The organism is Nocardia sp. NPDC004654 (assembly GCF_040609595.1).
Lineage (GTDB): Bacteria > Actinomycetota > Actinomycetes > Mycobacteriales > Mycobacteriaceae > Nocardia.
The window spans coordinates 126,410-150,184 of sequence record NZ_JBEXKI010000009.1 but is presented as its reverse complement, the minus strand read 5'-3'; the positions used below and the strand labels follow the sequence as shown (position 1 = coordinate 150,184).

Below are 23,775 nucleotides of genomic sequence, written 5' to 3'. Positions count from 1 at the left end.
TCATTTTCGAGACTCGCAAGGCAGGAGTGCGTGATGCCGTCGAGAGTTGTCGGCCAGCGGCGCCGTCCGACGCAGGAGCGGGCGAAGGCGACCAGGGAACACATTCTCGACACCGCGGCGCGGTTGTTCGGGGACCGGGGAATCGCCGACACCTCGACGAATCGGATCGCTGCCGAGGCAGGGCTGAGTATCGGCACCTTGTATCGGTACTTCTCCGACCGCACCGAAATCGTGGAAGAGCTGCTCGAGCGGTTGCTGGTGAGCATCGAACGTCGCTTCACCCAGCAGGTTTTCGATGTCAGTCAGACGTCGGCGGAGCAGTTGGTGAGCGGTGTGTTGGGGGTGATCACCGACGAGCTGGTCGCTCGAGCCGATCTGGTTCGCGCACTGGTGGCGGGTGTGCAGTTCTACAGCAGCGGAATTCCCGAGTTCGAACCGCGGCTGCGGCTGCTGGTCAAGGTCATGATCATCCAGCTGCTGGGCCCCGGGAACGACCACGAATACGACGTCATGACCTTCGTGGTGATCAACACCGGTTTCGCTGCGGTGCTGCGCGCATCGACCATCGAACTCGACAGCTGTCAACGCAAGGAAGCGATCGACATGACCGCCCGAATGATGGCCGCCTGGATCGAAGCGCAACCGACCTACGTCCGCCGCTGACCGGAGGCGTCTTCATCGATCCCTCGACGAGGCTAGGGTGCGCGGTCGACATCGGTGCTGATGTCGAGTCCCGCGGCACGCAGCTTGTGCCGCAGTTCCCGGGCGTTCAGGTCAGCCAAGTACCGGTTGTAGGCGGCCAGCTCGATGTCGTCGGCGCTCGGCGGCCGTGACCATGGCAGCGGCGGCTGATGCACAGTCGCTGCGGCCCAGAGGTTCTCGTCACGCGCGAGCATCGATTCCCGTTCCAGTCGCCGGGCCCGGACCGCCGCGAAAATCAGGAAACCCGCGAACAGCGGCCACAGCAGAACGTAGCCGATGTTCTGATCGATGCCCAGCGCCGATTCCGTCCGAGACCAGTGCCACGCCCCCAGAACGGCACACACCACCGCGGTGAGGACGAGCAGCAGGACCGCACGCTTGGAAATGAACCTCGTAGTCACACCCCAGTGTCTACTACAAGCTCCGTAGACCTCGGGCGGCGGTGCTATTCGCGCACGACCGAGGCAGCCAGGGCGTCGGCGTAGACCGACAGGATTCCGCTGGTGTGCCTCGATTGGCGTGGTACGTCGGTGTGTGCCGTGAGTGCGCGGCGCATGTCGTGCAGTCGGGCGCGGTCTCGGGTGAGGGAGTCCAACACTGCGGCAAGCGATTCCACCGATGGGTCCGGGGTGCGGATGCCGCCCTCGTCCGGGACGGTTTCGGAGAGTTCGGGATCGCAGTACAGCACCGGGAGGCCCATCGCCATCGCTTCCAGGAGCACCATGCCCTGGGTGTCGCAGTCGGAAGTGAGCAGCAGCAGGTCGTGGGTGCGCATCGCGCGCAGGCAGTCGGCCTGGTCGACCTCGCCGTGCAGGTGCACGCGGTGGCCGAGGTTCGCCTCGGCGACCGCCGAGCGGGCCTGATCGGCGAGCGGTCCACTGCCGTAGACGGTCAGGGTGCAGTCTTCGACGCGGCGCGCCACCTCGATCGCCTCGAGCGGACGTTTCTCCGCCGACAGGCGACCACACCACAGCGCCCGCAACGGTGCGTCCGGATCCGCCGTCGTGCTCTCCGCGACTCGGACGCGGTCGAGCAGTTCGTCATCGATTCCGTTGGACACCACGTGAATCGGACGAGCCACGCCGTGCCGGGCAAGGCGGCGGGCGAAGTGCTGGGTCGGGACTATCACCCGGTCGGCCGCCTGGGCCTGCGCGATCAGCGGCCGCCAGGCCAGCCTGGCGATACGGCTGTCGCCATCGTGCGCTGGGCGTCCGCGCAACGGTACGAACCAGCCGTGCATCAGCCGCATGGTCAACGCGGACAGATACGGTGCGGGCGAGTACTTTTCGATGACGGTGTCGTCGCGGCTCTGCATGGTTTGGACCACGGGGATGCCGTGCCTGCGAGCGGCGCGCGCGCCGGAGATCCCGCAGCCGTAGGTGGTCAGCGCGTGCACGATGTCGATCGGGCCGCGCTCGGCGAACGCGGCGTCGATCAGGCGCCGGTTGGCGCGGGTCGGCAGCACGACGGGCAGCCCGTTGGACATCGAGACCGGCACCGCGCGCAGAATCACCGTATCGGCGTCGGGCGTCGTGTCTCCCGGTGCGGGAGCGCAGAATACGGTCACCCGATGGCCGAGCCGCCGCAGGCCGTCACACAGCGACCGCATCGCGGTCTGGACGCCGCCCAGGGTGTCCGGGTGGAAGTCGGTGAAGATCGCGACGTGCACGGAATCGACCACGGCTCAGGCCGACGCCGAGACGACGAGACGCTCCACCGCGTCGGCCGTGGCACGGACGCCGTTCTCGGCGGAGACGGCGCGGCCGAGTTCCTTCGCCCGCCTGCTCGCCTCGGGTGTCAGCGTCCGAACCAAGGCGTCGTGCAGCCGGTCCTCGGTCAGCGACGGATACGGGAAGTCGGCCCCGATGCCCAGCTCCGATATCCGCCAGCCGTAGAAGAACTGGTCGCTGTGCACGCCGATGACCACCGCGGGCATACCGGCGCGCAGCACGTCGTGGGTGTTGCCGCTGCCGCCGTGATGGACGACCGCGCGACACCGCGGTAGGACCCGGTCGTAATCGAACGAATCCAGGACGAACAGCTTTCGGTCGTACCCGACCCCACGGGGGAACCCGTCGCCGCGCACGGTCACCAGGGCGCGAGCGCCCAGCCTGCGGCAGACGGCGGCGATGAGTTCGCAGCAACCGGCGGGATCGAGGATCGGCATTCCGGTCATGCAGAAGTAGATCGGCGGCTCGCCCTCGTCGAGCCATTCGGTCAGCGCCGGATCGACCACCGCCTCGCCCCATGCCTCGCGCATCCGCGCGGGCATGATCGGCGCGCCGACGACAGTCGAGCGGTCGGGCCAGTCGGCCGGTTTCGGCAGGAGCACCGGACTCACCATGTGCACCAGCGGAATACCGTCCTCACGTATGCGCCGGAACGGGTTTCGCGGCTTCCCCGGCAACTCCATCAGCTCGCGCACCCGCCGGTCCACCCGGTGATACGCCAGGCCGTACGCCATTTCGAAGGCCGAGTAGCTGGCCAGCCGTAGTCGCCGCGCGGAGATCATCCGCTTGACCATGAACGATGACGGGAATTCGCCGGTACGCTCCAGCGGATACGGCAGACAGCCCACGACGGTCTGACCTGTCTTCTCCGCGCGCTCCATCGCCCAGGGCAGCGTCGACGCGCACGAGACGATCACGTCGGCCGATTCGCAAGCGCCGCTGAGCACTTCGTGCATCCGATCGCCGCGCTCGCCCGCCATGATCTTGACCGTGTCGAGCATGATCCGGACGAACGGCAGCGTCTTCCCCGAGGAGAGCGCGCGCTTGGCCGCGGGCGATTCCAGCAGTTCCGCGGAGTTGAACGGGATGACGTGCGGGTCGAGCCCCGCGCGCCGCACCACGTCGGCGTAGTTCTCGGTGGCGGTCATCTCGACATGGTGGCCGCGCGAACCGAATTCGTCGGCCAGTGCGAGATACGGCTGATGATCGCCCCGGGTTCCCGCCGTCAGCAACGCGATTCGCATACTCTCGACTTCCATTCGTTGTTCGTCCACAGGCGAGATACGCCCGCGCTGAGTGTTCGTCCGGCCCTCGAAGCGGCCCGGCCGCGGCGCGATGCCGATGTTAGTGTCTGCTGATGACCGAAGACACGCGGCTCCGGATCGGGATTCTCGGGGCTGCCCGCATCGCGCCCGCGGCCGTGATCCAACCGGCCGGGCGCAATCCGGAGGTCGTCGTCACGGCGGTGGCCGCCCGGGATGGGTCGCGAGCGGAGCTGTTCGCCCGCAAGCACGGCATACCGAGGAGCTACGACAGCTACCAGGCGCTGATCGACGACCCCGATCTCGACGCGGTCTACATCCCGCTGCCCAACGGCTTGCACGGCCGCTGGACCCGCGCCGCCGTCCAAGCCGGAAAGCATGTGCTGTGCGAGAAACCGTTCACGGCCAACGCCGCCGAAGCACGCGAGATCGCCGATCTGGCAAGCGCTTCCGATCGTGTCGTCATGGAAGCGTTTCACTACCGCTACCACCCGCTGATCGCGGCAGCCGAGAAGATCATCGCCTCCGGCGAATTGGGAACGTCGCTGCGCGTGGAGGCCGCGTTCTGCTTTCCCCTGCCGAAGTTCTCCGACTTCCGCTACGACTACGCCCTCGCGGGCGGCGCGCTGATGGACGCTGGCTGCTACGCCGTGCACATGGCCCGCGTCCTCGGCGGCGAGAACCCGGAAGTCGTAGCGGCGCAGGCGAAGCGGCGCGACGATTACATCGATCGGGCCATTGCCGCCGAACTGCGCTTCCCGTCCGGACACACCGGCCGCATCCGGTGCTCGATATGGTCGGCCGACGTGCTGCGCGTCGGCGCCACCGTCATCGGCGAACGCGGCCGGATGCGGCTCGTCAATCCGGTGCTGCCGCACCTCGGGCATCTGCTCACGGTCCGCTCGGAAAGCGGCAGGCGGATGCGGCGCTTCGGCAATAGGACTTCCTACGACTATCAACTCGACGCCTTCGCGTCCGCCGTGCTGCGCGGCGAGCCGGTGCCGACAGCACCGGACGACGCCGTGCAGACCATGACCGTCATCGATGCCATCTACCGCTCCGCAGGTCTGCCGCTACGCCAGCCGAGCTGAGGTCTCGTCGAGAAAGTCGACGATGTGCCCGAACACGTCCAGCGCGGCGCCGCGGCCGATGAACGTGTCCAGGTGCCCGTAGGAGGGAATCTCGGTGTAGCGGACATCGATTCCCGGATTCCGTGCCGACAGCACCTCGTAGCACAACTTGTTCGAATCGAGCCACGCCTCGTTGCGGCTGCCGGACAGCAACAGCACCGGACAGTCGATGCGGTCGGCGTGGTCGAGGGCGTTCTCCGGCAGCGCGCCGTAACGGTCGTCGTCGACGTTCCATCGGACCGCGGCGTGCGCCAACTCCATCTGCCGCAGATGCGGCAGGACCGACAGCGGTATCGCACCGAACAATTCGGCCAGTCTGTCGTGGGTGCGCGGGTCCAGGTGGTCGTGCTCGAACAGTTTGGCGCCCATCCCCCACCCGTGGTGCACCATGCGGCAGGTGGGGTCGGGGCAGTCGCCTTTGCGCGACAATGTCGCGTACAGCAGGGTGCGCTTGGACCAGAGCCCGACCTTGCGGAAGTCGGATTCGATGTGGCCGACACGCGAACCGAGCAATTCACTGCCGAGCAACACACGCACCCGCGCGGACGTGCTGACCTTCGGCGTCAGAAAGACACCCTGCGCGACGACGCCCGCCAGTCCCGGTAGCAGTCCCGCCGTCATACTCAGCGAGAGCGCCAAGGCGCCGATGCAGTGCGCGACGACGTACAGCGGACGGTCCCCGATCCGCTCCCTGATCCGCGCGACCGCCTCCGGGATGTCGTAGAGCGCGACGTCGTCGAAGGTGTAGGCGGGACCGGATTCGTTGTAGGGCAGGCGGCAACTGCCACGCCAGTCGAGCAGCCATGATTGGTACCCCGCATCGGCCAGCACATCGGTGATATCGCGAATCTCGGGCAGCGCGAACATCTCCGAGGACACTCCGTGCCCGTGCACCAGCAGCACCGCGGGCGCGTCGGCCGGTCCCACGCGGCGCAACGTCAGATCGACGCCGTCTGCCGTACGAAAGGAAAACGTCTCTACGGCAGGTAGTTCCGGTGTCGCGCGTAGGTCTGTCATCGGCGGTGTTCCTTCCGCATGGCTCGGCGCAGATCGAGCAGATCGGTTCCGACCCGCAGAATCGGTTCCACCAGGCTCTTGCCGAGCTGACCGCCGAACCAGCTGAGCCACAGCATTTTCGCCAGGCGCCGTTGCCGTTCGGGCAGCCGGGGATCGATCTGGATGCCGTCGATCTGGTCGGGTAGGTAGGTGTGCATCGGCACGGCGACCTCGCCGGTGTAGGACGCGGGCTCTCCGGCGCGGCCGAGCTCGATCACCTGTGTTCCGAGCTGCCGCACGAGGCGTCTGCGCGCCGCGGCGAACTTGTATCCCTCCAGCCACCACTCGCCGCCGGAGGCGTCGCGCAGCGTGAGGCGGTAATGCATGATCGGGTGCCGCACTTCGTGGCGCAGCGGCAGTCCGTCGTGCGGACGCACCGTCGCGACGCCCTCGACGGTGAGCGGCTCGTCGTGCAGACCGGTGCAGGTGAGTTCGCCGGTGACGTCGAGTGTTCGCGCGGTGAACACCTGCGCGCCGCTCGCGACGGACAGGGTCAGGCGTAGGTCGCAGAGGATTTCGGCGGGCTCGCCGATCGGGCCGACCATCCCGGCGAGTGTCTCGTTGAACCGCAGGTAAGGCTGTTCGCTCGCCTGCGGCCCGAGGCCGGTCATGGCCGCGAGCATCCGGCCGCGCGCCGCCGGACCGGGTGTGGCGGGTGCGGGCAAGCCGTTCGCGGAGACGAAGGCCTCGGTGCGTGTGGCCGATGCGGGCGGCGCGGTGACCATAGCCGCCAGCTGCCGACGGGCGACCGGACTCTGCAACACCTGCGCGAGCGATTCCAGCTCCGGCACCGGTTCCTCCCTGATCCGGCGGACCACGTCGTCGCACCACTGCTCCCAGTGCTGCACACGAATGCCGATGCCGCCCAACGTCGTTTCGGCGACGATCCGATCGAGTGAGGTGGGGGCGCCGGTGAGGTGATAGGTGTGCCCCCAGGCGCTCGGCGTACCGACGATCTCGGCGGCCACCCGGCTGACCCAATCCACCGGTGCGGCGTTGAGGTACCGGAATCCGGGTGCGGTGCGGAAACGCATCAGTGCCGCGGTGATTCCGGCATTGAGGTCGCGCGGGTTGTGCGCACCGGTCTCGGGGTGGCTACCGATGCCGCCCGGCCGGAGGACGGTCACCACGAGTCCGTGTTCGCCCGCCCGGCGCAGCACGGCCTCGGCGGCCCATTTCGATCGGTCGTAGCCGATGGGCAACGTGGCGACGTTGGCGGTCGGATCGTCCTCGCCCAACGCGGTGGCGTCGGTTCCGTTGAACACCGCCAGCGAGGAGATGTGATGCACCGGTTTGGGCTTGCCGGTGCAGGCCAGTTCGGCGAGGGTCAGCGGGCCGAGGACGTTGGTCCGGCGCAGCGACGGGTAGCCGCGCAGGAAGTCCACCGCGGCCCCGGCGTTGACGATCGAATCCACCTCGGCGGCGAGAGTTGCCCAGCGCTCGTCGGAGAGACCGAGCCGTGGTTCGCGCAAATCCCCGGCGAGTGGTGTCACGCGGCGTAGCACTTCCCGCGACCACGGCAGCATGAAGCGCCGCACGGCGTGCTCCAGCCGTTCGGCGGCGGCCTGATCGTCGGCGGCGCGAACCAAACACACCACGTGGGCCTCGCTGTGCCGCAACAGATCCAGCAGCAAGTGACTGCCGAGGAAGCCGGTCGCGCCGGTCAGCAGGATGTGGCGCGGCGCGACCCGCTCCGGTGGCGCCACCAGCGGCAGTCGGTCGACGCCCGCGAGATCGGCGAAGAGCTGGGCCAGATCGTCGGTATCGGCCTCGTCTTCGGTATCCCGCTGCGGTACAGCGGTTTCCGGGTGGTCGGCCAGCCAGCGGTTGGCCAGCCTGCGCGGGCGCGCGTCGAAGAACACCGTGTCGAGGTCGAGGTGGATGTCCAGCTCACGTGCCAGCGCGGCGACGAATTCCACCGCCGCGATGGAGGTGCCGCCCGCGTCGAAGAAGTCGGTGTCGGCGTCCATGGTTGTCGCGGTGAACCGGTTCGCCAGGGCGGTCACCGCCGCGATCACCGCGTCCGCATGAGCCGGCGGCGCGGCGGAGTCGGTGGGCGCCGTGGCGGGTCCAGGTTCGACCGGTGGCGTACCACCGATCCGCTGGGCCGAGTCGCCGAGAGCCGCGGCGGTGGATCCGGAGTCGACCGTCGGTACGTCACCGATCCCTCCGACCGAGTGGCCGAGAGCCTCGGTGGTGCGAGTGCTCCCTGACCTTCGGACTATCGAAGATGCTGCGTCGCTCGATGTTTCGGCAACCGATGCAGCACCGGTACGCGCTAGCAAAGCGGCGACATCGAGCCCGCCAGCGCCCCGTTCGAGTGCTTCGCCGTGCACTCGACGATCGACAGCCGGATTGCGGACCGTCGTCGGCTCGTCGGAATCGGTCACCGGGCCACGTCCTCTCCTTGTGCCTCGGTCTCCCAGGACCGGAACGCCCGCAGGCGCTGGGAAGTCACCGACACATCCAGCCGCTGGTCGGCGGGTCCTCCGACCAGCCGTGCGGCCAACCGCCGAGCGGGTTCGTTCCGGGCGGTGTGCTCGACGGACATGCGTACCGTCGAGCGGCCGAGGGCGTCGGCCCGATCCGCCACCCAAGCCAGCAGCCGCTCCTCGACGCCGCGACCGAGGGCGCGGCAGCTGAGCTGCCAGCCGCGAATCCGCAGCTCGTCCGTGTCCGCCCGCAGTGCGAGCACCGAGATCAGGCCGTAGTCGCCGAAGCGGTCATGCGCCGATGCCGTCCACACCTCGCCCTCGGCGCGCCATGTGTCGAGATCGTCGGTGGTCACCTCGGCGAGGGTGAACTGATTGGTCCGCAGGACGAGTTGCCGAGCACGCGCCAGGGTGGCGTCGCTCAGCGGCTCGATATCGACCTCGAGGTTCAACCCCGCGAGGAATTCCGCGAATTCCGTTGCGGCGCGAGCGCTGTCGCGTTCGTTCTCTTGCCGATAGAAGTCCGCCCGTGCCCGATCCTCGGCCGTCGCCGCGACCGGAACCATCGGCCACAGTCGCGACAGGAACGACTCCAGTTCCGCGGCGGGCGGGCACGTCACCGACAGCACCTCGGGCAGCGACGCGCGCATCCGCGCAACCTCGACCGGGTTGTCGTCGAGGTAGCAGAAGCTGTCGAGCCCGAGCCGCAGTGTGCGTGCGATCCGCTCCAGCCGCTCTGGCTTGCCGTCCCAGCCCGCGGACACGGCGGCGAAATGCTCGCGGCGCAGCGGGCTGTCGGGCCGGTCCAGGATCGCGCGGACGACGTCCTCGTCGTTGTTGGACACCAGCGCCAGCAGTGTTCCCGCGGCGCGCCATTGCAGCAACCGCTGCGCCAGCGCTTGGCGCGGTTCATCGAAAACGACTGCGTCGGAGCCTATCTCGCCAGCTGTACCGCTCCACAGGGTGTCGTCACCGTCCACCGCTATGACCTTCGGCACGGGCTCCGTCACGGCGGTCGCGGTGGCGACCAGGGTGAGCGCGACCGCCGCCTGGAATTCGGGCGTGAAGGGCAGGTGTGCCAGGATCTCGGTCCGGCCGTCGAAGGGGTTGTCCACCGGGTGGCGGCGCGTCCACTCGCCCGCTTCCAGCACCGCGACACCGGGACGATCGCGCAGGCGTTCGGCGACCGACCGCTCCCATTCGAGCAACCGCTCCGCCGAACCGGCGGAAGGCAGGATGCCGACGATGATCGGCCGACGCGTGCGTTCGACTACCTCGAGGACTGCCGCCGGGTATTCGGCGGCCAGTTCGGCCAGCAGGTCGTCGGAGATCTCGCCGAAACGTTCCAGGTCGGCCGCGCGTAGCAGCACGATGCCCAAGTCCGTCGACGGCTGCGCGAAAACGCCGGACGGGTCCCGCAGGCAGGACAGCACATGGTGATACGGCGCCTCCACGACGGTGATCGCCGTGGCATCGGAGGCCGCGGGAACCAGCTCGGGCAACCTGCCGAGCGCGAAGGTCGCGCCCAGCGCCGCACGGACGCCGGAAACAGACTGCTGTCCAGCGATTTCCGGCCGAGCCGCCGCACCGGGGTCGGTGACGACCGCCGCGACCGTCGCCAGATAGTCCGTGCCGAATTCGGCGCAGGTCCGCGCGTCGATGATGTCGCTGTTGTAGGTGAACCACACCTGGCCGGTGTCGGGCAGCACCGCGACCATGAGATCGAGATCGGAGTATCCCGTGCTCACCGGAACGATCGCGGCGGGGGCGACAGCCGAGTTGGCGCGCAGGTAGTTGAAGTACACCTCGATCATCGGCGCGTTGTCGCGGTGCAGCCCCTCGGCGGCCAGCGCGGCGAGCACTTCGGCGAAGCCCGCGCCGGGCGCGAGCAGGTTCCGCAGCCGCTCGCCGGTGCGCCGCAGCACATCGGTGACGAGGTCACCCGCTGGTGCGGAGGCCGGGAAGGGCACGGGCACACCGAAATATCCGACGGCATCGGTCGCGTCGGCGTGCATGCGAGTGTCCACCGGCACCGCCAACGCGAATCGATCCACCTGCTGCCGACGTGCCAGCAGAATGGTCAGCGCGCCGAGGAAGACCGCGGCCGGGGTGATGCCGAGGTCTCGGGCCCGGTCCGCGACCCAGTCGTGCAGTCCGGCGGGCATGTCGAGCGCGACCGACTCCGCGCCGTAGCTGCGCCGGGCCGAACGCGGATGCGCGAAAGTCAGTTCGAGCCTGCGAGATCCGGAGAACGCGTCGCGCCACCGAGCGATCGCGGGGTCGGCGTCGGCGCGTCCGCTCGACTGTGCGGCCAGCAGCTGGTGCATGTCGCGGTTCGTCACGCCGCCGCCGAGGTCGACGCCGGATAGTTCCGCGGCGAGCTCACCGGCGACCAGCAGCATCGACTGCACATCGCTCATGCTGTGATGCGCGCCGAAAAGCACTGCCTGGTCGCTATTTTCAGCGTTCAGCAGTTCGAAGCGCCACAGCGGACCCGTCTCCAGGTCGAACGGCCGCGCCATCAGTTCTCGAAAACACCGCTCCAGTACGGCGTCGTCGAGTCGATCGAGATCGCGCCACGCCGCCAGCTCCCCTGGCTCGCGATGAACCTCGAGCTGGCGCCCGTGCTCGGCGCTGGGCCGGATGGTGGTGCGCAGCGCGGCATGCCGGCGGGCCAGCCGCGCCAGCGCTTCCTCCAGCTCCTGCCGGGTGACCGGCGTGGCCAGTCGCACGGCGACGCCGCCGGTCTGCGCGGCGCTCGGGATACCGAGTTGCTCGGTCCGCAGCAGCCGCATCATGTCCCTGGTCACCGGTAGCACTTCGACCTCGGGCACCTCGGTGGTCGCGTCCGTTCCGGCGGAATCGGCTTGGCTCAGCATTTCTTCGACGAGATAGTCGGCGAGGTCGGCGAGGCTCCGCTCGGCGAGAATGGTGCCGAGCGGCACGGCGATTCCGGTGTGCTCGCGCACCTTGTTGCGCAGTTCCACCGCCATCAAGGAGTCGAGGCCAAGGCTTTGGAACGTCTGCTCGGGCGCGACCGTTTCGGCGGCGCTGTGGCCGAGCACCTCCCCGGTCCACTCGGTGACCGCGGCCGTCGCCAGGGTGGTCGCCTCCGCGCGCGGCAGCGCCCGAAGCTGTTCGGCGAAGCGTGATCCCGCCGCAGCGTGGACGGGTGCGCGGTCGGCTGCGGCTCGCCGGGGCGCGCGGCGCACGAGCCCGCGCAGCAGCGGCGGGACGGCCGACGCGCGGCGCAGCACGTCGGTGTCGAGCAGCAGGGGAACCAGCATCGGATCGCCGAGCCGCAGCGCGGCGTCGAAACAGGCCATGCCCTCGGACACCGAGAACGCGCGGATGCCCGCTCGCGTGATACGCCGGATGTCGGCCTGCGCCATGTGGTCGTGCATGTCGACCTCCCACGCGCCCCAGGCCAGCGACTGCGCGGGCAGACCGAGCGACCGGCGATGCAGCGCCAGGGCGTCGAGGTAGGCGTTGGCCGCCGCGTAGTTGGCTTGGCCCGGTGTGCCGAACAGGCCGCCCGCCGCGGAGAACAGCACGAACATCGACAGGTTCCGGTCCGCCGTCAGCTCGTGCAGGTGATGTGCCGCATCGACTTTCGGGCGCAGCGCGGCGGCGAGCCGGTCGGGCGTCAACGCGCCAAGTGTGCTGTCTTCGAGCACCGTCGCCGCGTGGACCACACCGGCGAGCGGCATACCGTCGAGCAATCGCGCCAGAGCGGATCGGTCGGTGATGTCGCAACGCGCGAAACGCACACGCACGCCACGGCTTTCCAGGTCGTCGCGCAACTCCGCGCCGCCGGGTCCGTCGATACCGCGACGGCTGACCAGCACCAGGTCTCGGGCGTCGTAGGCGTCGGCCAGATGACGGGCCAGCGCCGAACCCAGCCGACCAGGGGCCCCGGTGATCAACACCGTTCCGTCCCCCAGCGGCACCCGGCCCTCCGGGGCGCGCCCTGCCGTCTTCGGCAGCCGAACCAGCCGCGGCACGAACGCCACGCCGTCGCGCACCGCGAGCTGTTGTTCGCCCGCGGCCAGGAGCGCGGCGACATCCACTTCGGAGTCGGCCGTATCGAGCAGCACGATCCGGCCCGGATTCTCCGACTGTGCCGAACGGACCAGTCCCCACACGACCGCGCCCGCCGGATTCGGGCTGTCCACACCGGGAAGCGCCACCGCCCCACGGGTACGCACCACTAGCGTGGCTTGCTCGAAGCGGTTGTCCGCCAACAGCTTTTGTAGCGCGGCGAGCGTCCGCTGGGCCGTGTCGTGTACCTCACTCGGCGAATCACCCCCGGGCACCGGCAGAACGATCGCGTCGGCGACCTCCGGCTCACCGAGATTCCACTCGCTCACTGTGATCGTCCGGTTCGGCACGGACAGCGATATCCGCGACCACTCCATCCGGAACAGCCGACGGTACGCGGGCGCGAGCGAGGCGGCGTCCCACTGCGCGGCGGCTACCGGGCGCGACAGGACCGAACCCACGGACACCACCGGCTGCCCGGTCCGATCGGTCGCGGACATGGTGACGGCATCGGAGCCCGACCTGGTGAGCCGGACGCGCAACGCGGTCGCGCCGGAGGCCCACAGCGCGACATCCGTCCACACGAAGGGCAGCAGGGCGTTCCCACCGTCGGCGGCGAACAGCGCGGTGGCGTGCAACGCGGCGTCCAGCAAGGCCGGGTGGATACCGAACCGCGCGGCGTCACCGTGAGCGGCTTCGGGGAGCTCGACCTCGGCGAAGATCTCGTCCTCGCGTCGCCATGCCGCCCGCATCGCCCGGAACAGCGGACCGTAGTGGTGCCCGCGCGCGAACAGCTTCGCGTACAGGTCCTCGACGTCGACGCGCACCGCTCCGGCGGGCGGCCACGCCGTCGAATCCAATTGCGGGGGAGCCGGTTCGGGCTCCTCGGCCAGTACACCCTCGGCGTGCAGTGTCCACTGGGCATCCGGATCGTGTTCGTCGCGAGCGTAGACGCGCACCGTCCGGCGGTCCTCGGCGTCCGGGCCGCCGACCACCGTCTGGATCTGCGCGGATCCGCGCTCGGGGACGAGCAGCGGAGCGCGCAGCACGAGCTCGCGCAGCACCGGAGCGTCCACCTCGTCACCGGCCCGAATCGCCAGGTCGACCAGCGCCGCACCGGGCAACAGCACCGCGTTCGGTCCCGCGTGATCGGTCACCCACGGCTGTTGCCCGCGCGACAGTCGGCCGGTCAGTGTCACTCCGCCCGAATCCGGCTGCGGCACAGCGGTGCCCAGGATGGGGTGCGCGACATCCGTCAGTCCGAGCGAGGCGGTGTTCCGGCTCGCGGAGTCGGTCCAGAACCGCCGCTCGTCGAAGGCGTAGGTGGGCAGATCCACCCGGCCGTATTCGGGAACCAGCCTGGTCCAGTCGAGTTCGTGCCCCGAGACGTACAGTTCGGCCTGCGCCCTGGCCAAGCAGGTCGGTCCGTCCTGGTCCCTGACCAGCGATCCGACGGCCACGACCTCGCGCGCGAGTTCCTCCGACACCGTCTTGACGGCCGCGGTCAGCGACGGGTGCACGCCGAGTTCGACGAAGTACCGGAACCCGTCGGCGATCATGCGTTCGATCGCGGCGGCGAATCGCACGGTCTCGCGCGCGTTCCGGTACCAGTAGTCGGGCCCGATCGGTTCGTCGGTCATCGGGTCGCCCGAGACGGTCGAATACCACTGTGTCACCGGCGAATCCGCCGCCATGTCCGCCAATTCGGCCAGCAGCGGATCGCGGATGGATTCGATCAACCGGCAGTGCCCGGCGAAGCCCGGACCGGTGGCGCCGAGCCGCGTGTAGATTCCCGCTCGCTCCATCTCGGCGAGCAGTTCCGCCACCGCGGCCTGCTCGCCCGCCACGATCGTCGAGCGACGCACATTGACCGCCGCGATCGACACCCGGCCCTCGAACTTCGCCAGCCGCTGGCTCACCTCGGCCTCCGGCAGGCCGATCATCGCCATCGACCCGGGTTCGGTGATGCCCTGCATCAGGCGGCTACGCGTGAGGACGATCCGTGCGGCGTCACCCAATTCGATGACACCGGCGCAGTAGGCGGCGGCGATCTCGCCCTGACTGTGGCCGATGACCGCGTCCGGGGTGACGCCCGCCGCCCGCCAGGTGGCCGCGAGCGCGGCCATGGTCGCGAAAAGCAGCGGCTGCACGACCGGGAAGTCGGCGAGATCGGCGTCGGTCATGGTCGCCAGCCTGTCCACCAGCGACCATTCGATGTGCGCGCCGAAAGCCTTGTCGCACTGCGCGAATTCGGCCCGGAACTCGGCCGAGGAGGCGAGCATGTCGCGGGCCATGCCGACCCACTGCATGCCCTGGCCCGGGAAGACGAAGGCGGTCTTGGCGTTGGTGAGCACCGGGCCGGCGCCGACGACGGCGTTCGCCGAGGACCGTCCGTCCACCAGATCGCGCAGGGCGCCGATCATCTCGTCTCGATCGCTCGCTACCACGACCGCGCGACGCTCGAACTGGGTGCGCTGCAATGCCAGCGCGCGCGAGACCGGGCCGGGCCGCAATCGCGGATCGGCGACCACCAAGTCCAGCAGCCGTCGAGCCTGACCGTGCAGCGATTCCCGGCTGCGGGCCGAGATCGGCAGCAGCGTCACGCTCGGGTCCTCGACCGTCGGGTCCGGCGCCACCGTCGGTTCGGCCGGGGCCTCCTCGAGGACAAGGTGCGCGTTCGTGCCGCTGAGACCGAAGGCGCTCACACCCGCGCGGCGCGGCCGATCGCCCTTCGGCCACGGCATCGGCTCGGAGCGCACGACCAAACCGCTTCGCTCCCAGTCGATCTGCGGTGACGGCTCACTCGTGCCGAGGGTGGCGGGGATTCGCTCGTGTTGCAGCGCGAGCACCAGCTTGACGATGCTGCCCACGCCCGCCGCGGCCTGGGTGTGGCCCACGTTGGATTTCAACGATCCGATGCCGAGCGGCCGGCGCGGATCACGGTCGGGCCCGAACACCCGGCCCAGCGCGCGTGCCTCGATCGGATCGCCGAGCGCCGTGCCGGTGCCGTGCGCCTCGACGTAGTCGATATCGTGCGGCGCCAGACCCGAGACGCGCAGCGCCGACCGCAGCACCTGCTCCTGGGCCGCTCCGTTCGGCGCACTCAGTCCCTGACTGCGGCCGTCCTGGTTGACGGCCGAACCACGAATGACGGCGAGGACCTTGTCGCCATCGCGGCGCGCGTCCCCGAGTCGCTTCAGCAGCAGCAGACCGGCGCCCTCGGCCCACACGGTCCCGTCGGCGTCGGCCGAGAACGGCGCGCACCGGCCCGTCGGCGACAGCACGCCCAACCGGCACAGCTCGATATGGGCGGTCGGCGACATCAGCAGCGTCGCGCCGCCCGCCAAGGCGAGGTCGCACTCCCCCGCGCGCAGCGCCTGCGTCGCCAGATGCACCGCGACGATCGACGAGGAGCACGCCGTGTCCACAGTGACTGCCGAACCGTGCAATCCGAGCGTGTAGGCGACCCGGCCGGACGCGACGCTCGGCGACAACCCGGTGCCGACCTGGCCGTTCAACTGCTCCGGCGCGGGATCGGCCAGATAGCCGGTGCTGTAGACGCCGAGATAGACACCGGTCGCGCTGCCGTGCAGGGCGCGCGGATCGCGACCCGACCGTTCGATCGCTTCCCAGCTGAGCTGCAACATCATTCGCTGCTGCGGGTCCATCACCGCGGCCTCGCGCGGGCCGATGCCGAAGAACGCGGCGTCGAAACGGTCGATGCCGTCGACGTAGCCGCCGCGGAAGGTGTACGCCTTGCCGGTCGCGGAGGTATCGGGGTCGTACAGGCCCTCGATATCCCAGCGGCCCGCGGGCACCTCGGTCAGGGCGTCGCGGTTGCTGTCCAGGAGGCGCCACAGCGCCTCGGGTGAATCCACCGCACCGGGGAATCGGCAGGACATCGACAGGATGGCGATCGCGTCGTCGTCGGCCTCGTCGTCCTGAGCCGAGTCCAGAACCTCGGCACCGGACACCGCCGGCTCGTCGGCTTCGGTCGGGGCCAGCGCGGTGGCCACCCCGTCGATCGTGGGATGGTCGAACAGCAGATTGGTGTCGAGGAAACGGCCGACGAAATCCGACAGGTCGATCACCATCTCGACCAGATCCGCGGAGCCCAAACCGAATTCGACCATCGGCCGGTGCACGTCGATGCGTTCCGGATCCAGCGCCGCCTGCCGTGCGATCGCCGTCACCAGCCAGGATCGGATCGCGGCGGCGGACGGCTCCGCGCCGGTATGCTCTGCGGATTCGGCGCTCTCCGAGTCGGTTTCGTAGTCGTCCAGCTCGTCTTCGGGCGAGCGAACCGGCCCCGCCGACAGGGCGAGCAGCTCGCCGGACAGATACGCCGCCCGGCAGGCCGAACGCTGGATCTTCCCGCTGCTGGTCTTGAAGATGGCGCCGGGCCGGATCAGCAGCACCGCCGCGAGCGTGAGTCCGTGGTCGGTCGCCACCGCGGCGCGCACCGCGCCCTCGATCTCGGCCAGCTCGCCGGGCTCCTCGCCGCGCACCTCGGCCACCACGACCGGCTGCTCGCCGTCCGCCCCGAGGTCCACGGAGAACGCCGCGACACATCCGGGCCGGATCCCGTCGTGCGCGGCCTCGACGGTCTGCTCGATGTCCTGTGGATAGTGATTGCGTCCGTCGACGATCAACAGATCCTTGCGCCTGCCGGTGACGAAAAGCTCCCCGTCGGCGACGAATCCGAGGTCACCGGTACGGAGGAAACGGCGATCGTCGTCGGGCAATGCCGCACCGAAGATCTCGGCGGTAGCCCGCTCGTCTCGGAAATAGCCTGTGGCCACGCTGTTTCCGGCGACCCAGATCTCACCTTCGTCCCCGTCGCCGCGTTCGACGCCGGTCTCGGGATCGACGACCGCGATCGACATTCCTTCGGCCGCACCGCCGACACCGACCAACTCCGCACCGCGAGCGCGGTTTCCGACAGCGTTTCGTCCCGGCACGTCCAGAAAGGTCGGCGGCGCCGCGACGGGTGGTGCGGTCACGATCAGGGTCGCTTCGGCCAAACCGTAGACCGGGTGGTGGGATTCGGCGCGGAACCCCGCCCGGCCGAAGGTCTCGGTGAACCGCCGTACCGTCGCGGCCCGCACCGGTTCGGAGCCGTTGAACGCCACCCGCCAGTGGCTCAGATCGAACCGATCGATCTGTTCCGGCGTGATTCGGCGGGTACAGAGCTCGTACGCGAAATTGGGACCGCCGCTGGTGTGGGCGCGATAGGTCGAGATCGCTTGCAGCCAGCGCTCGGGCCGCTGCAGGAAATGCAGCGGCGACATCAGCACCGAATGCGCGCCGAGGTAGACCGTGTGCAGCAGCGGCGCGATGAGTCCCATGTCGTGGTACATCGGCAGCCAACTGGCGAACAGCGCGCCGTCCCAGGATTCGACCAGTGCGCGGTCGTGACCGAGGCCCGCGGCGATGGCGTCCTGGTTGTGCAGCAGATTCCCGTGCGTGAGCAGCACGCCGCGCGGCGCGCTCGTCGAACCGGAGGTGTACTGGATGAACGCGACCGAATCCGGTCCGAGATCCGGCTCCTGCCACGACGATGCGAGATCGCCGGGTATCTCGTCGGTCGCCAGCCAGCGCACACCCGCCAGCTCCGGGATCTCGGCGCACAGGGCGGCGGACTCCGCGACGACCCGGCTCGGAGCCAGCACCACACCGACTTCCGCGTGCGCCACCATCCGCCGCAGCCTGCGCAGCGACCGGTTCTCCCATTCTGGCAGTGGCGCCGGGACGGCGACCACGCCCGCGGCCAGACAGCCGAAGAACGCCTCGGCGAACTCGGGTCCCGCCGGGTACAGCAACAGTGCCCGTTCCGGCGTCGCGTCTTGCAAGGCCGCAGCGATCGCCCTGGCGCGAACGCCCAGGTCCGCGTAGGACATTTCGCGGACGACGCCGTCGACGTCACCACTGGCCAAGAATCGATACACCAACTCGGCGGGTCGGTTCTCGACCTGAGCGAACAGTGTGTCGACGAAAGACTTGAGCACGAACTACTTCCTCTTGCCGGTAACCGAGATTCAGCCGGTCTGGTTTCCCCGCGGCACGAGGAGTGGCAGGCCGTGCGTTGTGACTGACAGCGCTCCACAATATAGCCGCCACCGCGCCCCTCGCCGGGACGCGAGCAACCGTCCCGCGCCCCGAAAAATAGGGGCAGCCGTCGTGCGAAGTACGCTGCTGCCGCAGCCATTTCGTGCTTGCGAGTCGTCGAGACAGCGGTGAGGATTGCCACGTGTCACAAGCCCCGATATCACTGCGCGAACTCCCCCGGCTCCGCAACCGCCACCTCGGGCAGATCGGTGGACTGATGCGCCCCGGCACCCATCGTTCGCCCCTGCTGGGACTCGGGGAACGATTCGTCGTGTCGCCGCCGGGCTTTCCGACCATGCTGGTCACCCACGAGATGGACGACGTGCGGGCGCTTTTCGCCAATCACGACGACTTCTCGATCGGCCAGGTGCTGAGCCGGTTCTCCAGCCACGACGTGATGTTCGGCAAGCAGACGTTGATCTTCCTCGACGGCGAGGAGCACCGTCGCGAGCGCAAGCTGTTCGCTCCGCCCTTCCAGAGCAAGGCGCTGCGTTCCTACGAGGAGCTCATGGTGGAGGTGGTGCAGCGCGAACTGCCCACCTGGCCGGTCGGTGAACCGTTCGAATTCCTGAAGGCCGGTTACGATTTGGCGATCGGCGTGCTGCTCGGCGTCGTCTTCGGTGATGTGGCGGAGCCGCGGCGGGGACGGCTGAAGCAGGCGATCAGCGCGTGGTTCGGTGAGATCGAGAGTCGCGGTTTCCTCGCCGTCACGCTGCTCACGCCGCTGGTCGGCGGGCTCACGCTGCCCTATCCGCCGCTCACCCGCCGCCAGGCCGAGGTCGACGCCGTCATCCTCGAGGAAATCGCCGCGCGCCGCGCCGCGCCGGGCGAAGGCCAGCGGAAAGACGTGCTGTCCCGGTACGTGGACACCGACCTCGATCAGCACGACGACGCGGCGCTCGCCCGCAACATGCGCGGGGTCCTGTTGGGCGCGTACGAGACCACCGCGATCACGCTCGGCTGGATCGCCGCCATGCTGGCGGCCCACCCGGAGGCCATGGCCGAACTGGATGCCGCCGCCGACGCGGGCGACGGCGCCCGGCTCGACGCCTACCTGGACGCCGTGGTCGCCGAGACGATGCGGCTGCGCCCGGTGTCCCCGTTCACCGGGCGGCGCGCGATCCGCGACACCGTGGTCAACGGCGTCCGAATTCCGAAGGGGGCCATCGTCATCGTCCCGATCCTGCTCATCCACGAATCACCGCGGCACTACCCGGATCCGATGGTCTTCCGCCCTGAACGCTTCCTCGACGAGCGACCGAACAGCCACACCTGGCTGACCTTCGGCGCGGGTGCGCACCGCTGCCTCGGCGCCCAGTTCGCTTTGGTCGAGGCCCGCATCCTGTTCCGCACCGTCCTCGAACAGCGCCGCATCGACGTCGTCCCCGGACCCGTCGAACCGCCGCGCCGGTACCACACCGGGCTCAGCCCGGCGGACAACGCCCGAATCACCCTTCGGCGCCGCTGACCCCTCCGCACAGCCGGTTCCCTGGTTAGACTCGCCGTATTAGAACCTGTTCTAGGAGGCGGTGTGGCGGAGGAGCTGATCTTCGCGCTCTGGGGAGTCGGCGACCTGCACGACTCGCGACTGGCCCACCGGCTGGTCGCGGCGGGCGCCGAAAGCGTGCGGCTGAACGTCTCCGACGCCGACGTGGCCGACGCGATGCTGCGGTTGACGACCTTCGACACACCAATCGAAGCCGTGCTCGCCCTCTCGTCCCCGTCCGGCTGCGACCTCGGCGCCGTGCTCGACGCACTCGGCCACGTTTCCGGGCGCCACGAGGGCTGGCGAGTCGAGGTCAGGACGCCGCTCACGCCGCCACCGGTCGCGATCGGCGAGCGCACCCCCGCCCTGGCCAACGTCGCGTTCCTGCGCAGGCCGCCGGACCTGCCGTACGACGAATGGCTCGACCGGTGGCGCACCCACCACACCGAGGTCGCCATCACCACCCAGGCCACCTTCGGTTACGTGCAGAACCGCGTCCTCGAGCCGGTCACCGACACGGCGCCGGACATCGCCGCGGTCGTCGAGGAACTGTTCCCCCCGGCCGCCCTGCGCGACCCGCACGCCTTCTACGGCAGCGGCGGCGACCCCGCCGAACTCAACCGGCGCATCCAAAGCATGATGGCCAGCGTGGCCACTTTCGGCGCCGACCGCGACATCGACGTCGTCCCCACCAGCCGATACATATTGCACTGAGCCGCACGAACACCCGGACGTACGGGCCCCGTCAGATCACCCGGTCCAGCGCGCGGAGGTCGGCGTCCAGTTTTCGGTAGAGCCAATAGGCGGCGACGAACGCGAGGCCGCCGCCCGCGCATAAGCCGAGGACCGAGTCGCGGACGAGGTAGAGCTCGTCGGATTCGAGGGCGCTGAATCCGGCCAGGACGCCGAGCACCGGGACCGACGCCGTTATCGCGAGGTAGACCGTGGTCCTGCGGCGCAGCGAGTGCAGACCGGCGGAGTCGCGCGCGGTGCTCCGGCCGTGGCGCAGGTGGAGCGGATAGACGCAGCGGACGATGTAGAAAGTGGAGAGAAAGAACGTGTAGGCGACGGAGATGGTGCCCGCCACCAGCACCGTCATCGCGGCATGGATCTGCAACCGCAACGGGAGGTCGGTCATCCAGCGCACCATCAGCACGCCCGTCACCGTGGCGATCAGCGCGCCGAGCAGGGTGTTCAGCGCGCACAGGTCGCCCCACAGCAGCGTTCGCGACCGTACTCGCGCGAGCGTGGCCTCGTCGTAGCGCCTGCCCTCGCGCAAGCCGCGCAGGACCGCGAGCATCTCGCGCGAGATGTAGACGTAGATGGCGACGGCCAACGGCAAGACACCGAGGACGCAAGCGATCACGCCCCGGTCCATCTGCGCGTTGACAGCGTCGGGCACGCGCTCCCTGATCAGTTTCTGGGCGTGTACAGCCAGGTAGGCCGTCGCAAGGCCGATGCCGAACAGCGACGACAACCAGAGGATCGGGGTCGGCCACCGCGAAAGACGCGCCCGCCAGCTGTTCGGCGGCGGATAGACGAGGTCGCGGGCCCGAGCCTCGAGGCACAGATCGAGCTGCTGCGCCAATTCCGAACCGTTCGAGTAGCGGTCCGCGGGGTCGGGCGACAGGCACTTCAGCAGGACCCGGCACAGGGCGGGCGGGCAGTCCGGCGGTAGATCGGACAGGAACTTCGAGTCGACGGGTCGGCGGCGCAGTTCGAGCATGCGGGCCAGCGACGTCTCCGACTCGCCCGCGAAGGACTCGTCCTCGAAGGGACGCCGCCCGGTCAGCAGTTCCCACAGCATGACGGCCAGCGCGAAGATGTCGCTGCGCGTGTCCAGGTCGGCGGCGGTCGCGGGCAGCTCGGGATGACAGGCCGCGAGCTGTTCGGGCGACATGTACGACAGCGATCCGCCGAAGTACGCCAGCGGACTCGTGCCCTTCACGCGCTTGCTGAAGCTGACGTTGAAATCGGCCAGCTTCGGAATTCCCTCCGCACTGAGCAGCACGTTCGCCGGTTTGATGTCGCGGTGCAACACCCCGCGTTCGGACGCGTGCTGCAGTGCGTCCGCGAGTCGGCGGCCCAGCCAGGCGACCGTCTCCGGCCAGGTCAGCGCGGCGGTCCGTTCTCGGATCGCCGATTCGGCGGGCCGCACCTCGCCCTTCTCGGCGAGCACGGTGTCGACCGCGTCGAGCAGGAGTTGCCCGCTGTGCTGTCCCTCGGGCGTCGAGCGCCGCAAGCGCAGCACGTCGAGCAGCGTTCCGCCGGGGAGGTACTGCATGTAGAGCAGCTTCAGCTCGCCGTCGGCGATGAGTCGCTGGTCGAAGATCCGCACGATGTACTCGTGGTCCAACTGGGCCAGGGTCTGCGGCTCGCTGCCGTGGTTGTGCGAGATCTTGACCGCGACCAGGCGCTGCATCGATTGCTGCCGCGCCAAATACACCTGGGCGAACGCGCCCGCGCCGATCCGCATCAGCAGGTCGAAGTCGTCGACGTGGTCGCCGACGTCGAAGGCGTCGAGCCGCACTTGCGCGTTCGGGCGGGCGACCATCGTGCTGTGGTAGTCGCTCGCCTGGGCGGTCTCGGGGGTGATCGCCGTGTCGGCGGCGACCGTGCGTGGAGTCGCACCGGCCGCGAGCGCGCTGCGGCGCAGGGCGTGGAATTCCTCGTAGACGAGCTCGTCGGGCATCGGTCCGTCGCGCAGCTCGGGGAACTCCGCGCGGTATTCGGTCAGTCGTTTCGGGATGCGATGGCGCAGGAACCGGTATTCGAGATCGATCTTGATCAGTTCGATCAGCACCATGCGCCGCGCGGCGGGTTCGCTCGGTAGGTACGTCGCCAGGTCGGGTGGTGAACCGGACTCCCAAGCCTCGGAGAACAACGCGACGGCCGTGGCCAGTGCCGTGCGGGTTCGTTCGGCGGAGTCGACCACGTCGAGCGGCTCGTGCATCGGTGGTCCGAAATCAGCCTCGGGCGATCGCGCGAATGTGCGCGATGCGGCCTTGCGGTAGTTGCCCCACGGTGACTCCTTTCCGCGAAACCTCCCCGATCCAGGGTATCGCCCGCAGACCAGCGCACGGGCGGCAACAGCGGATCGGTCGTGGAAGGCGAGCACAGGCGGCCGCACTACTCAGGCTTGTTTCTCTGAGCAGCGAAGTCGCTATCGCATGGCTAATTCGATAGCCACTCCGCGTCCGACATCCGCCGAGGAATCCACGGGCGATTGGAGGCGTTGACCGCGACATTCGGCCCGCCACCCCGGAGAGGACAGGTATGGAACTCAGCGTCGTCGTCGCTTCGCGCCCCAATGTCTCGCCCGAGCAGGACGTGGCGACCGGCATCGCGGCCGACCGGCTCGGGTATCGCGACATCTGGGTCGGGGAAGGGTGGATCTGGGACGCGTTCGCCCTTGCCACGGCGATCGGCCTGCGAACCACCCGGGCCGCGCTGACTGTGGGACCGATTCCCGTTTCGGTGCGCGACCCCGCCTCGATCGCACGCGCGGCCGCGTCGACGGCGGCGCTGGTCGGCAGACCGGTCGGGGTGGCACTGGGCACCTCGAGCGTGCGAATGGTCGAAGGGGTGCACGGGCGTTCGCGCAGCAGGCCCGTGAGCGCGATGGCCGAGAGCGCGGCGGCGGTGCGTGCGCTGTTCGCCGAGGACCAGGTCGGCTTGGTCGGCGACGCCGCACTCGTGCGGGAGAAGCTGAAGGCCTACACCGCAGCGGGTCTCGACGAGGTGGTGCTGGTCCCCGCGACCGACGGCGGCCCGGGCGGCGAACGAACCCTGACCGCCTTCGCGGACTGGCGGTGATACGCCGTTGTC

Annotated in this window: 12 protein-coding genes; 5 read left to right on the top strand and 7 right to left on the bottom strand. The window is 69.2% G+C overall.

All coding sequences use genetic code 11. The features are described 5' to 3' along the window. The first annotated feature begins 33 nt into the window (after window positions 1–33). On the top strand, window positions 34–663 hold the full coding sequence (locus tag ABZV58_RS28295; RefSeq protein ID WP_355003218.1) for a TetR/AcrR family transcriptional regulator: 630 nt from the start codon (window positions 34–36) through the stop codon (window positions 661–663). A 32-nt stretch (window positions 664–695) separates the two neighbouring features. Here the strand turns inward: ABZV58_RS28295 and ABZV58_RS28290 are convergent, their stop codons facing one another. From ABZV58_RS28290 to ABZV58_RS28280, 3 genes are read right to left on the bottom strand one after another with little or no spacing between them, the layout of a single operon-like run. Then, on the bottom strand, window positions 696–1,103 hold the full coding sequence (locus ABZV58_RS28290) for a transcriptional regulator (RefSeq protein ID WP_355003217.1): 408 nt from the start codon (window positions 1,101–1,103) through the stop codon (window positions 696–698). Between the two features lie 44 nt (window positions 1,104–1,147). Then, window positions 1,148–2,383 carry a glycosyltransferase gene (locus ABZV58_RS28285; protein WP_355003216.1) on the bottom strand — a complete coding sequence of 412 codons (1,236 nt, stop codon included), beginning with the start codon at window positions 2,381–2,383 and terminating at the stop codon, window positions 1,148–1,150. 3 nt (window positions 2,384–2,386) lie between these two features. Further along, the gene (locus ABZV58_RS28280) at window positions 2,387–3,691 is read right to left on the bottom strand and encodes a glycosyltransferase (RefSeq protein ID WP_355003215.1); all 1,305 of its coding nucleotides are present in this window, start codon (window positions 3,689–3,691) and stop codon (window positions 2,387–2,389) included. A gap of 98 nt (window positions 3,692–3,789) precedes the next feature. Between ABZV58_RS28280 and ABZV58_RS28275 the strand changes: the two genes are divergently transcribed. Further along, window positions 3,790–4,785 carry a Gfo/Idh/MocA family oxidoreductase gene (locus tag ABZV58_RS28275; protein WP_355003214.1) on the top strand — a complete coding sequence of 332 codons (996 nt, stop codon included), beginning with the start codon at window positions 3,790–3,792 and terminating at the stop codon, window positions 4,783–4,785. Here the strand turns inward: ABZV58_RS28275 and ABZV58_RS28270 are convergent. The 3 genes from ABZV58_RS28270 to ABZV58_RS28260 form a co-directional block, all read right to left on the bottom strand. Next, window positions 4,768–5,841, bottom strand: coding sequence for an alpha/beta fold hydrolase (locus ABZV58_RS28270; RefSeq protein WP_355003213.1), 1,074 nt, complete (start codon window positions 5,839–5,841; stop codon window positions 4,768–4,770). The genes ABZV58_RS28275 and ABZV58_RS28270 overlap by 18 nt on opposite strands. After that, complete coding sequence (locus ABZV58_RS28265; RefSeq protein WP_355003212.1) at window positions 5,838–7,886, bottom strand: thioester reductase domain-containing protein; 2,049 nt, start codon at window positions 7,884–7,886, stop codon at window positions 5,838–5,840. Before ABZV58_RS28265 ends, ABZV58_RS28270 begins: the two co-directional genes overlap by 4 nt. Window positions 7,887–8,266: 380 nt before the next feature. Next, complete coding sequence (locus tag ABZV58_RS28260) at window positions 8,267–18,361, bottom strand: HAD-IIIC family phosphatase (protein ID WP_355003211.1); 10,095 nt, start codon at window positions 18,359–18,361, stop codon at window positions 8,267–8,269. Window positions 18,362–18,603: 242 nt separating this feature from the next. Between ABZV58_RS28260 and ABZV58_RS28255 the strand changes: the two genes are divergently transcribed. Further along, complete coding sequence (locus tag ABZV58_RS28255) at window positions 18,604–19,929, top strand: cytochrome P450 (protein ID WP_355003210.1); 1,326 nt, start codon at window positions 18,604–18,606, stop codon at window positions 19,927–19,929. Between the two features lie 63 nt (window positions 19,930–19,992). After that, entirely contained in the window at window positions 19,993–20,661 is a 669-nt protein-coding gene (locus tag ABZV58_RS28250) for a hypothetical protein (RefSeq protein WP_355003209.1), read from the top strand. A 31-nt stretch (window positions 20,662–20,692) separates the two neighbouring features. On the opposite strand, the gene ABZV58_RS28245 is transcribed toward ABZV58_RS28250, so the two are convergent. Beyond that, entirely contained in the window at window positions 20,693–22,900 is a 2,208-nt protein-coding gene (locus ABZV58_RS28245; RefSeq protein WP_355003208.1) for a serine/threonine-protein kinase, read from the bottom strand. Window positions 22,901–23,223: 323 nt separating this feature from the next. Here ABZV58_RS28245 and ABZV58_RS28240 point away from each other — a divergent pair, with 323 nt between their 5' ends. Then, complete coding sequence (locus tag ABZV58_RS28240; RefSeq protein WP_355003207.1) at window positions 23,224–23,763, top strand: LLM class flavin-dependent oxidoreductase; 540 nt, start codon at window positions 23,224–23,226, stop codon at window positions 23,761–23,763. Window positions 23,764–23,775: the final 12 nt, after the last annotated feature.